Genomic DNA, 12469 nt, shown 5'->3' with positions numbered 1-12469 from the left:
TTACCCGTGCCGCTTTCACCGCGAACGAACACAGTGGCATCAGATCCTGCCGCACTTTGCAACGTTTGATAGACCGTTTGCATCGCAGGCGAACGCCCGACGAAACTAACAAACCGATCACGGTGCAATTCTTCTTGAATTTGTTCAATTTTCGCTTCGAGATTGCGACGTTCAGCAGCGTTGCGAACAGTGACCCGAAGACGTTCAGCCGTAAATGGCTTCATAATGAAGTCGGCTGCACCTTCACGCATGGCATCAACGGCCAAATTCACGGAAGCATGGCCCGTAATAATGATCACATCGGTGGGAACATCGCGCGCTTTTAGCTCTTTGAGCATCTCAATGCCGTTCATATCCGGCAAATGCACATCAAGAACAGCAACATCAGGCGGGTCTTTAGCGATGATGTCCATCGCCGCCTGACCCGTTTCTACACACGTGATTTCGTAGCCTTCGGACTTCAGGTAAGCCTGATAAGTCTCTGAAAGAGCAAACGAATCTTCAACCAACAAGACACGTGAAGGCCTCAAACGACCATCACTCAAGGGTATTGTCATGCCACCACACCCAAATTACAGCACCAAATTTAAGTCAAACAGTAAAGAAACAGGGTTAAGGGGAGGTGAAGGTTTGCAACTGAAAGCTGTATCCACAAAAAAGCCCCCCGCAGAAAACTGCGAGAGGCTGTTTAAAATTACCCTTAGATGACAGGCTTATGCAGATTTTCGCTCTGGGAAGAACACATTATCATCTAGCATTTTTTCAACATGGCCCAACGATGCTGTGCCCTTATCTTTCAAAACAGAGGCATGTTTCAAACGTTGTTTATCATTGTTTTCCGTCTCAGTTTTAGCCGCAAGATCAGCCACCTCTTGAACGCCAAACTGTGAGAAAAGACCAACTAAACGGTGGGCGACAGAGACAAGCTGCTCTTGATCATCGTCACCAATAGCGCCTTCAAGCTTTTCAAGTTGCTCAACAGCATTTTTGCGGAATTTACCAAATAACATCACAAAATCATCGTAGCCGAGAGCTTCCGCCATATCAGCAAGGAGGATGCTGTCAAACAAATCTTCGTTGAAATCTTCTTTGAACGTTTCTTTGCTCTTTGCCTTCTTAGTTGATTGTTCTGACTTGGCTTTTTTCTTCTTGTCAGCTTTTACAAGCGCCCGTTTCGCATCTGCTTTGGCAACATCAACAGCAACACTTGCCAGAACTTTTTGCAAATCAGCCGTTCTAAGTGGCTTGATCAAATAATCATTCATGCCCGCTTGAAGTGCAACCTTACGGCGACTTTCCAAGGCTTGCGCCGTCAACGCAACAATCGGCGTTTCGCTGGTTCGCCCTTCAAGTTTACGAATTTCTTCGGTTGCTTCAATGCCATCCATTTTCGGCATTTCCAGATCCATCAGCACCAAATCAAACCCGCCAAGCTCCATCGCTTGCAAAGCCTCTTCACCGTTGACTGCGGTTTGAACTTTATGGCCGAGTTTTTCCAGCATGGTCTTGATCACAAGCTGACTTGCCGGCGTGTCTTCAGCCACAAGCACGCGCATCGATGGCATATCGTCTGAGAAATCGACCTTAATTTCTTTCGGCGCCACCAATTTCTTGGCATCCGCAATATCAAACACCAGTTCAAAGAAAACTTTAGTGCCTTGGCTGCGTGTTTCATCAAAACCAATTGAACCGCCCATGAGTTCAACAAGCTTACGGCAAATGGCAAGACCAAGGCCCGTGCCATTATTGGATAGGCCTTCACGGTGCGGCACAGCCCAATTGCGATCTTTTTCAAATGGTTCAAAGAGCGTTTTCTTCAAGATGTCAGGAATACCCGGCCCCGTATCAGCAACAAAGAAGCGAATATGGGACTTGCCCTTCACCTTCTCAATGACTTCAACGCCGATCTCGATTGTACCGTCATCGGTAAACTTCGTTGCATTGGAAAGTAGATTAAGCGCCACCTGCGAAACGCGGCCTGCATCCCCCATCACTGCTTTTGGCAGTTCTTTCGGGAACGATGTCACCAACTTCACGCCATCAGCACGTGGCAAGTTTCTCGCCATTTCAACAGTTGATTCAAGCATATGCTTCAAATCAAATGGCGCATCATCAAGTTTATAATGGCTTGAATCTAGGCGGGCGAAATCGAGGATGTCACTGATTAAGCTCAGCAAATGATCAGCTGACTCGCCAATACCATCAGCATACTTTTGTTGCGTTTTATCAAGATCTGTATCGGTCAACAGATCGGACATCCCAACAATTGCGTTCATTGGCGTGCGAATTTCGTGTGAAATAACAGCAAGGAAATCAGATTTTGCACGGCTTGCTTGTTGCGCTTTAACCGCTAGATTCCACATTTCTGACGCTTTTTCTTCAAGATCATTTTGCGCTTGGATCAACGCCATTTCACGATCTTTAAGCTCAGTTACATCACTGACCAGAATAATCCGCGTCCCATCAACCCGTTTTGAAAACGTAATGGTTAGCCAGCGACCATCTGCCATTGGCATGGCAATTGGCTCGGCATCCGCCATTCTCCAACCATCCATAACCGCATCAAATACTTCATACCCGTCAACGTCGAGAAATGACCCTGCTCGTTTTGCAGATCTCAGAAGCTTTCCAAAAATCGCTCCCTCATTCAATTCATCCGTCAAATCTGGGAACATCTTAATGAAGGGCGTGTTGAAAAACACCAAAGCTTCGCGATCATCAAATCGCGCATAGCCTTCGGTTACACTTTCCAAAGCATCAGTTAGGAAATCCGTGGCCTCTTCGTCTTCTTCCTGCTCTGGCGTTGAAATTTTTGAAGGTTTTCCTTCACTTAAAACCGCAACAAGCGTCATTGCGACGAGCAAAACAACAGCAAATGGCTGGAGATAGGCATAATTGCTGACAAAGGTTTGCAGCTCATCACCCATTGGCAAAACCATTGGGGCAGCAATCAGTCCCCCCATTAGCAAGGCACCCATCGCCAACAAAAGCCCTCGGCCTTTGCTAGGTTTTGTAGAGTTTGCCTGTGTTTGTGGCTGGTTGTCGTTATCTTTGACCATCGTGTGCCCCGCATTGTTAATCGGGCACATACGAAAAGCGCCCGGTCGGAAGGAGTAACCGGGCGCTAGTCTTTAACGAAAATGGTTAGAGAAGTGTCACCGAAGCCGCAAAAGTGTTTAAGGGAGAGCAAAACACTAAAAGACGATGATCTTCAAAGGCCCCAAAATTTGGAATTGCCCCAGCCATTTCTAAAGGTCTTCAACACTACTAATAGGAAGGTGTTTTTCTCACATTACTGTCCTTTTCCAAGAACCATAACAGTAAATGTTTTAAAACAGATAGAAACATCTGTCCAAAACCACTCACTCAACCTGCCTAATCTTGTAGCATACACATGATCATGAAGCACCTTCTCTCGAACGTCTTCCACACTTTCATCATAACCAGTAGTTACTTGCGCAAGACCAGTAATACCCGGTCGAAGACCGTAAGTACGTTCTGTATAAAAGGGAATTTCCCTTTCAAGCTTGGCAAAAAAGGCTGGTCTTTCGGGTCTAGGACCAACGATAGACATGTCGCCTGCAAGCACATTTAGACACTGTGGAAACTCATCCAAACGCGTTTTACGCATGAAATTACCGAACCGAGTGATTCGCGGATCGTTCTTAGATGCCCATACAGCGCCCGTTTTAGACTCTGCATCCGTGCGCATTGTGCGAAATTTCGCAAGAAGGAAGAGCCTAGATTCATTTTCTGTCCGTGTACCAACACGTAGTTGGCGATAGAAAATGGGACCCGGTGAATCGAGCTTTATCAGCAAAGCAATAAATGGGAACAAAGCAGCGAAGACGACAAAAGCAGCACTTGCCACCACAATATCGAAACAGCGCTTACCAATTTGAGTTGCTGGCGTTAAAAAACTCAACGCTAAAGCATCGCCTGCTTCACCATTAAATTGATCAGCTCCGGCATCAGAAGCGCGTCCCCAACGCCCCTTGTCCATGCGCGCTAGAAAACGAATTCCACCGACAAGACCTGCCATATGTCCGGCTGCAAGATAAGCAAACGGCCGTGTGATTTTTGGAAGGTTCATCAAATTCCCCTGTATTTGGGCATACCCCAGATAAACAAGTGCCGTCAGCCCAAGGAACGGCAATGCATAAAAGAACTCACCCATAAGCGTCAGCGCTAAGCTGGTGAGCAACATGGCTGCGAGTAAAAATGGTGAGAATGTGCGCAATGCTTTGCCAGAGGCAAAAACAAAAGCAACACCTGGCCGCAATGGGTTGAAAAGCTCCATCAAACGAACAATTTGTTGCATTCCACCGGCAGACATACGAACCCGACGTCGAAAATCTTGCCCCATTTGCGTTTGTTCACGTTCGCGCGCGACGATAGACGTGTCATAGATACTTTCATATCCAGCACCAATGATGCGCATTGGAATGATGAAATCATCATTGATTGTATCAGCTTCCAACGTTTCAAACAGACCACCACGGATCGCGTAAAACGCACCATGCGCACCCATAATTGCGCCAATTGTATTTTCATCCCGCTTTAAAGCCGTTTGAAAATTCCAATATAGGCGTTCGCCTTCGCTGCCTGGTTTATCCAACTGATAAGTGCCAGACACCACGCCCACACGTTCACTTGCAAAGTGACTTGCAAGGCGTTTGATCGCATTTTGCCCAACAACAGCAGACACATCACTTAAAACAATAATATCGGCATCAAGCTGCGGAATGATTTCATTCAAAACCGCAATTTTGCCGCGGTTCATGCTGAAGTCTTTAACGGTTGCAACGAGGTTACGCGCTTTTTTCAAAGCTTTCTTTGCAAGAGCAACCGTATCATCGCTTGAACCATCAGACGCAATGATGATTTCAAGCTTATCAGCAGGATAATCAAGGGCTGCAAGATTGGCGATTTTTTCCGTAATGAAGGTTTCTTCATTGAAGGCAGGAACAACCACAGCAACACGCGGCAACGTGTCTTCTGGTAAGTCTTTCACGACCAACGGCTCTTTAAACGAACGGATAAACCGCGCCAAGAACTTAGCGAATAATGGAAACACCACATGATGATAAACAACCAAAGTGGTGGCCACCCAAAACACGGTGGCTGGTATAAGCATTGAAATCATTATTCTATGCCCTTACCAGCTGACTATATGAAGCTAATGTACTGTTCCAACTAAAGTTTTCGGAAACAAAGCTACGCGGTGAAGGGATTTCCGTTTGGCGCAACATTTCAAGCAACGACACGGCCATTTCTTCAGGTTCCTCGGCAGGAACAACCCGGCCAATATCAGGACACACAGCATCACGAACCGAACCAACATCTGTTGCAACAACCGGCACGCCGCACGATTGCGCCTCCAAGATAGTAAGAGGCAGACCTTCTGCGCGCGACGGCAAACAAAGCACATCAAAGGCTGAATAAATTGAAGACGTATCTGGAACATTGCCAAGGAATTTCACTTGATCCGCAATTCCTAATGCTTTTGCTTTTTCTTGAAGCGGCACCATCTGGCTACCCGCCCCTGCAATGACACATATAATGTTATCAGGAAGGCCAATCATCGCCTCTAGCAACACATCATGGCCCTTGACCATTTCAAGACGACCCACAGCACCAATGACAGGTGCATTAACAGGAATATCCCAACGTTTACGCACTTCTTCACGGTCTTCCGGTGTAAAACGTTTCGTATCAACGCCGTTTGTGATCACTCGAACATCTTTAGAGCCTGTAATATCTGCCAACGTGTCTGCTGCCGTCATAGACACACCAACAATGCGTGGGCGCACAACAGAACAAACAGCCTTTGTCAGCATACGACGACGCGGATGCCCGTAGTGCCAAACATCATGCTCCACATGAGCAATAATGGGCACATTTGCTAAACGCGCTGCCAATCCAGCATATATAAGAGGGCCAACATGGTGTGTGACAACGGCATGTGGCTTCAATTGTTTGAAGGTGCTTCTAAGTTCCAGCAACAATGACATATTAATGCCCGGCTTTTTGGAAAACCCTCTGATCTGTTTGGCATGTGGCTCCAAGGCTGGCCATGCATTGATCAGTTGTTTGCGCGTACCATCAAGGCTGAAAATTCTATTATCACCCGGCAATTGGCTTGCAAGATCACGCACCAAAAGCTCAATGCCCCCCGGTGCCATCCGCTGAACAATATGGATTGTACCTTTTCTCATCGTCTTCAACCTTCTGTTTGCAGCGAACGATGTTGCCCACTCATCCGCAATATATAAAGAGCCGCCACACACGGCTTTAACTCGTGCCCGTTTCTCGCAAGCGCCGTGCCAAGTCAGTTTTGATGGAATCATGATGCCTCCGTGCCAGTTCACGCTCTGACCGCTGCAAATTGCGAAGAAATGGCGTCAGCTTTGCAATATGCAAATCGTGTTTTGCAAATTGGCTCGCATTTTCATTGCAAATTGCAAAATCAGCTCGTTTTACAAACTGGCACGGCCTAAATCGGATTTGTTTCCCATCAAAAAAACGGCACGGCAATTGCTCATATGTGTTCGGACAAAAAGGTCGAAGGACCAGACAAAACAGAAAACGGGGAGTCTAACATGTCCAGAACGTTGAAAATAAAAGAAGACATGGATGCCATAACAATGGCCGATATGAAGGCAACTTTCGATGAGCTCGCAGAAGCTCAGGAAGCAGTAGAGATCGACATGGCGGCTGTAGAGTTTATCGACAGCTCAGGTGTTGGCGGTCTTGTCTTTCTCTACAAGCGCCTATTGGCCAATGGTAACAAATTGACTGTTACCAATGTAGGTGGCCAACCATTACGCCTGTTAACCCACTTGCGCATGCAAGGGTTGATTGCATCAACAAGCAATTCAGACGCGGCGTAATTCAATGCACGAACAAGCAATCAAAAAGCCGCTTTTGATAACCTGCCTCATATTGAGTGCAGGCTTATCAGGTTGCGCGGCATTTTGGCCGGAGGCTGGAAATGGTGGCTTTGCGGAACATCGTTTCGGAATAAGCGAGTCTCTCGCCCATGACCGTTTCGATGGCCGCTTCAATGCAACTACCAGCAAACCGCATTTATCAAATTTGGTGCAAGCCAATGGTTATTCAAAACGTGGACGCGTGGCAGAAGCCCAATATGTTCATGATGTTGCAATCCTCGCTTTTGATAAACGCATTGCCAATCTCAAGGCACGCGGAGCAAAACGCTGCGCACCGGGAGATCTCGCAAAATCAGAACAATTGTTGGTTCGTGTAAAGCGTCAATGGGTAGGTAAACTCTATGGCGACGCCTTGATTGACATTGAACGCCTCGAGCATCGCCTCGATGTGGTCGACAGGCGCATCTTCCATAATCAATGCCAACCTGGTGGTCATGTCATCGCGCATCGCTCGATTAACGCCAAGGCCGCAACAAAACCAATCACTGCAAATTCAAACACTATGCAGCTGTCCATGCAACCTACCAGACAATCAATCCCAACCAATCTACAGACACTTAAAGGCACGCGTTAAGTCGCAATTAATATGAAGCAAACCAAACATCACATCCTACGCCTAGCTTTAGCGGTGGTTCTCGTCTGTGTGAGCCTGCCTGTGATGTTTGACGTCTTCACTCAAAAAAACGGCATTGCAAGTGAGACTGTACAAGCGCGTGGCGGCTATTCAGCTGACAACTTGGGAAGTTTGTCGATCGCTGGTTCCCAATGGGACGGAGCGGAACAAACAATCGACTTCACTACGACAAGTTCAACCAATAACGCCTTGAACGAATTGGCAAAAAAACGCCGTGCAGAACAAACAAAAAAACAAGCAGCCGAGCCAAAAATCGCGTCGAGCGGTAATGAAGAGCTTGATGAAGTCGATAGAATGCTTGCAGAAATCGATAGCGTTTTAAACGAGATCGAGAACATTAAAGAGACCGAAAATGCAGCCAGCAAGCTGCCCGTTTTGGCCCCAGATGCACAAACCACATCAGCACCTCGCCCAACTTTTGTTGAGGTCGAAGCGCCAAAGCCTGCTGAGCCCGCAATCTTAAAATTCGACGATCGCATCGAAGGGTCTGAGCCAACCCAAAACGATGGCAACTTGATTGAAGCGCTTAATGCTCAAATGACGAAAGTTATTAGCGCAAAGACGGAAAAAGAAACCGACCGCGTGCCAATGTCCCAGCGCGAAAAAGCGCAAAAACTGCTGGACCGCATTGCAAACGACGACACAAAAACATCGGTTGCATCCCTGCCCATCCTTTCTAACGGAGAAAATGATGCAGAAACAGTTGTTGTTGGTAAATCGAAACCAATAGCGTCAAATACCGAACTCGCTGCCAATACAGCTTTGAAAGATAGCTTGTTAAAACTAGCGCGCAGCAAAGGGCACAACGCTGTAGAACAAGAAAGCGGCATATTGGCTCAGCAATTACGTGCTCTCCAAAATGACATTCGCAACAACCAAACGGCAGCAACGCCTCAGCCAACAACATTGGCATCAGCGCCATCAGCCCTTCAACGCATCTTTGGCGCCGACGATGAAAATTTCGTCGAAAAAATCAATGCTGGCGATATTCTTTCAATGACCCTACCGGGTGAAGATACGCTGACATCTGATTTCGAAGTCAATCGTGACGGTTCAGTCAATCTGCCAGAAGTCGGTTCTGTTAAAATATCTGGACTGACACTGGTTGAAGCCAATGACGTCATCCAAAAGCAGCTATCTGAGGTTTACAGAAACCTAGACCGCCTTTCGATTGAGATCAAAGAGCGCAAGTTGATTGTCAACGTTCTCGGTTTCGTGAAAAATCCTGGCCAAGTATCGCTAGCTGCAGACAGCAATGTTCAAACAGCAATTTCAAAGGCTGGCGGCTTGTCCATTGGTGCACAACTCGACCGTATGCAAGTGCGTCGGGGCGATGATGTCGTCACGTTCAATTACAAAGACTATTTGAACAGCGGTAATCTCAACATCCTTCCGCCGTTGAAGCCACTTGATACCATTTTTGTTCCAGCCTCACCGCTTACAGGTGCTGTAGAAGTTCCCTTCACCGCTGACACATTAGCAAGTCAGGGTGATGGTGGTAATGATGGAACGGGCATCCGTATTTTTGGTGAAGTTAGAACACCAACCACAATGGCCTTCAAACGCGATTTAACACTCATTGATGCTGTCATGCGGGCTGGTGGTTTAACAGGCAACGCGTCTGTAAAGAACATTCGTGTTGTCACGAAAGAAGGTTCAACAATCATCGACCTTAAGGCCGTCATTGACGAAGGCCGTTTGTTCGACCTTACGCCATTGCAAGAAGGCAGCACGGTTTATGTCCCTAAGCAAGACAAAGAACTAAAAGTTGGCGGCAGCGTTATTTATGTCATGGGTGAAGTTGTAAAACCGGGTGCCTTTGAAACACGCGGCGAAACAAACTTTATCGACATTCTCGCAAACGCAGGTGGTCCAACACGCTACGGTGAAACGCGCAACATCAGAGTGATCCGCAAAGGTAACGCTGAAATTGTCATGGTAGACCTTCCAGCCTTCACTGAGGGTCGGGTCAATACTTTGCCTACATTGCTCCCAGGTGACACAATTTTCATTCCAGAAAAAGCTGACAACACAGCGCCATCTTGGTTGAAAATTCCATCTGAACGTGCGGTGCAGGTTTTGGGTGCGATGAAAAATCCTGGACGTTATGAGTGGGCGGACGAAATGTCGTTCTTCGACCTCATCGCGGCAGCTGGTGGCCCAACAAAAGATGCTGATCTTGCTAAGATCAAAATCTTGGAAAAACATGCCGACGGCTCAGTCAATGCAACCTTCTTCAACATGTCTGAATTTGTTGAAAAGGGCGGAAGCACGGCTGACCTGCCGGAAATTCACGCAGGCTATGTCATCATCTTCCCAAGTAATGATGGTGAAACTGCCGGTTCAGAAAGCACCATCAAAGTGCTTGGCGAAGTTCAAACACCAGGCAATGTTGAATTCCTTGAAGGTCAAACTTTGATTGACGTCCTCCTGCAAACAGGTGGTGTCAGCACTGATGCAGCTGTTGATCGTATTCGCGTTCTTTCCGGTGGCGAGCCAGTTTATGTCAACCTGCAAGAATACCTCGACACAGGTAATGCCTCGCTACTACCAGACCTTCAGCCAGGTGCCACAATCTATGTGCCTCGCATCGTCGAAGGACAAAATCAGAAATCTGGTCAAACCCTATTCGTCATGGGTGAAGTCATCAAACCAGGTGGCTATGAAGTGCAAGGCGAAACAGGCTTTATCGATATTGTTGCTGGTGCTGGCGGTCCATCACGTTTTGCCGACACGAAAGCTATTCGCATTATCCGTGCAGACGGTTCCGTTGCGAATGTCGACCTCCCCTCCTTCACCGAAGGACGCGGTGGTGTTCTACCTCCAGTTTATCCAGGCGATACCGTGTTCTTCCCACGGCTTAATGAAGATCCAAACCGTAAATCATGGTTGGATATTTCATCAGATCGCTCTGTTGAGTTGTTCGGCGCGGTTGTTCGTCCTGCTCGTTATGAGTGGTCAGACCACATGTCATTCTTCGACTTAATTGCAGAGGCTGGCGGCCCTACAAAAGAAGCTGATATGCGCCGCATTCAAGTAGTGTCACGTATCAATGGTGTTGCGACCACTCGGATTTTTGACATGCAGGGCTACATCGACAATGGCGGCAATGAAGCTGATGTCCCTCAGATTACTTCTGGAACAACAATCAATATTCCATTCTTAGCAGAAGAAGCAGACGACTCATCGTGGCTCAAAGTCAGCTCAGATAGAGCGGTTGAATTGATCGGCGCGGTTGCTAGACCGAACCGCTATGAATGGTCTGACGAAATGAACTTCTTTGACTTGATCGCTCAAGCTGGCGGCCCAACTCAAAGAGCTGATATGTCACGTGTTCAGATCTTGGTGAAAAAGAATGGTCGCACCATTCCAACCACTTTCAACATGGAAAGATTCATCAAAGAAGGTGGGGACATTTCAGAACTGCCAACCATTCGTGCTGGCTATGTCATCAACATGCCTTACCTTCCAGATGACCCTACTGGCAACAAATCTGCTTGGATTAAACAAGCCCCTGAAGATTCAATCTATGTCTTCGGTCAAGTTGGCGCGCCTGGTCGTTATGCCTTCTCAGATCACCTGAGCTTCATTGATATTATCTCTGCTGCCGATGGTCCAACCAATGATGCCGACCTTCGCAACATCCGCGTTTCACATCGCAATCGCGGTGAAGCAGGGATTTCGAAAGTTAATTTGTCCCTCTATTTTGAGACTGGCGACGAGGCCTTGCTGCCCAACGTTGTACCAGGTGACGTAATCTACATTCCAAGTAGAGACCGTGAATGGCTTGACGTGAGTAAAGAACAAACTGTTCGCGTCATCGGTTCAGTTGGTTCACCTGGTCGCTATCGTTTTGAAGACAACATGACCATTTTGGATCTCCTTGCTGAAGCTGGTGGACCAACGAGCGCCGCCCTACAAAAGAAGATCGTGGTGGTGAACCTCTCAAAGAGCAGAGATCAAGCACGCACATTCAATCTTATCAAATTCGCTAAAACCGGTGACATCAGCATGCTTCCAGTCGTGCGTGCTGGCGACACCGTTTATGTGCCGGATAGCTCACAAACAATTTGGAAAAAAATCCAATCAGGCGTCGCAGGTACATCAGGGCTTCTAACTTTCGCCCTCGCCCTCATCGCGCTTTAACAAAGAAAAAAACACGGGATATTTAGTCATGGCCAAAGCAAATACCATTCAGGAAATTGAAGATATCCATACCCGCACGTTCGGTCGTGGTGCGCGCGTTATCGGCGTTACTGGTCCCAAAAGCCGGAGTGGCGTAACAACCATTTCAAAATCATTGGCGACACGGTGCGCCTTGGGTGGGCAAAATTCGCTATTGTTGGATATGTCTCGCGGCCCTGGCGACAAACGAGCGACAGACCAGCACGGCATTTCAGACCCTGAACAAACAGGTCAAAACATTTGGAAAGCCAAGGGTGGTTATGACATTTTGCCGATCAACCCAACGGGCCAAGACAAATATCGTTTTCGTGATTCCAGAAGTCTGTCAGAAATGATCCGCAACGAGCTTGGACAATATGATCAAGTGATCGTCGACCTCGCCCCTATGCCGGACCTTGGTGAAGCTGCTGTTCCTGCGGGCATTGGTGCTTCAGCATGCGATGCCGTCATTTTGGTTTGCCGCACCTATGCTGTTACTCAAAGCGAAGTTGAAGAGGCCGTAAAAAGTCTGGCAGACAATGAGGCAAAAATCGCTGGCCTTGTTATGAATGACCAAAATGCACCCACTGTCGGACAAGAACTTATCCGCGAATTTGAGCGCATTAGTTGGATGTTGCCAAAGGGCATTCAGGATTTCGTTGAGCGTAAAATCTATTCAACCAAAGTTCTCAATACAAAAATTTAAGTTCGCCTAACT

At 47.3% G+C, this 12469-nt stretch carries 8 protein-coding genes; 4 read left to right on the top strand and 4 right to left on the bottom strand.

Features of this window, described 5'->3' with window-relative positions; genetic code table 11:
- The 4 genes from ABJO30_05040 to ABJO30_05025 form a co-directional block, all read right to left on the bottom strand.
- Positions 1 to 557 (bottom strand): response regulator (locus ABJO30_05040; GenBank protein MEP3232172.1); only part of this gene is annotated, 557 nt, incomplete at its 3' end.
- 156 nt (positions 558 to 713) lie between these two features.
- On the bottom strand, positions 714 to 3059 hold the full coding sequence (locus ABJO30_05035; protein MEP3232171.1) for a response regulator: 2346 nt from the start codon (positions 3057 to 3059) through the stop codon (positions 714 to 716).
- A 233-nt stretch (positions 3060 to 3292) separates the two neighbouring features.
- Positions 3293 to 5146 (bottom strand): sugar transferase, encoded by a 1854-nt coding sequence (locus tag ABJO30_05030; protein ID MEP3232170.1) that lies wholly within the window; start codon positions 5144 to 5146, stop codon positions 3293 to 3295.
- Positions 5147 to 5150: 4 nt separating this feature from the next.
- Positions 5151 to 6350, bottom strand: coding sequence for a glycosyltransferase (locus tag ABJO30_05025; protein ID MEP3232169.1), 1200 nt, complete (start codon positions 6348 to 6350; stop codon positions 5151 to 5153).
- Between the two features lie 252 nt (positions 6351 to 6602).
- Here ABJO30_05025 and ABJO30_05020 point away from each other — a divergent pair, with 252 nt between their 5' ends.
- The 4 genes from ABJO30_05020 to ABJO30_05005 are packed head-to-tail and all read left to right on the top strand — an operon-like array spanning position 6603 to position 12457.
- Positions 6603 to 6893: an STAS domain-containing protein gene (locus tag ABJO30_05020; GenBank protein ID MEP3232168.1), complete on the top strand. Its 291-nt coding sequence runs from the start codon at positions 6603 to 6605 to the stop codon at positions 6891 to 6893.
- 4 nt (positions 6894 to 6897) lie between these two features.
- Positions 6898 to 7527: a hypothetical protein gene (locus tag ABJO30_05015; GenBank protein MEP3232167.1), complete on the top strand. Its 630-nt coding sequence runs from the start codon at positions 6898 to 6900 to the stop codon at positions 7525 to 7527.
- 12 nt (positions 7528 to 7539) lie between these two features.
- Entirely contained in the window at positions 7540 to 11733 is a 4194-nt protein-coding gene (locus ABJO30_05010) for an SLBB domain-containing protein (GenBank protein ID MEP3232166.1), read from the top strand.
- Positions 11734 to 11761: 28 nt separating this feature from the next.
- On the top strand, positions 11762 to 12457 hold the full coding sequence (locus tag ABJO30_05005; protein ID MEP3232165.1) for a hypothetical protein: 696 nt from the start codon (positions 11762 to 11764) through the stop codon (positions 12455 to 12457).
- The last annotated feature ends 12 nt before the right edge of the window (positions 12458 to 12469 follow it).

The organism is Hyphomicrobiales bacterium, from assembly GCA_039973685.1.
In the GTDB taxonomy this organism is placed as follows: domain Bacteria; phylum Pseudomonadota; class Alphaproteobacteria; order Rhizobiales; family JACESI01; genus JACESI01.
The sequence above is the reverse complement of the archived record's forward strand: the minus strand, read 5'-3'. Positions and strand labels throughout refer to the sequence as shown.

Coding starts and splice junctions, on each gene's coding strand:
- ABJO30_05035 (MEP3232171.1), bottom strand. CDS start 3,059: ATGGTCAAAGATAACGACAACCAGCCACAAACACAGGCAAACTCTACA.
- ABJO30_05030 (MEP3232170.1), bottom strand. CDS start 5,146: ATGATTTCAATGCTTATACCAGCCACCGTGTTTTGGGTGGCCACCACT.
- ABJO30_05025 (MEP3232169.1), bottom strand. CDS start 6,350: ATGATTCCATCAAAACTGACTTGGCACGGCGCTTGCGAGAAACGGGCA.
- ABJO30_05020 (MEP3232168.1), top strand. CDS start 6,603: ATGTCCAGAACGTTGAAAATAAAAGAAGACATGGATGCCATAACAATG.
- ABJO30_05015 (MEP3232167.1), top strand. CDS start 6,898: ATGCACGAACAAGCAATCAAAAAGCCGCTTTTGATAACCTGCCTCATA.
- ABJO30_05010 (MEP3232166.1), top strand. CDS start 7,540: ATGAAGCAAACCAAACATCACATCCTACGCCTAGCTTTAGCGGTGGTT.
- ABJO30_05005 (MEP3232165.1), top strand. CDS start 11,762: ATGGCCAAAGCAAATACCATTCAGGAAATTGAAGATATCCATACCCGC.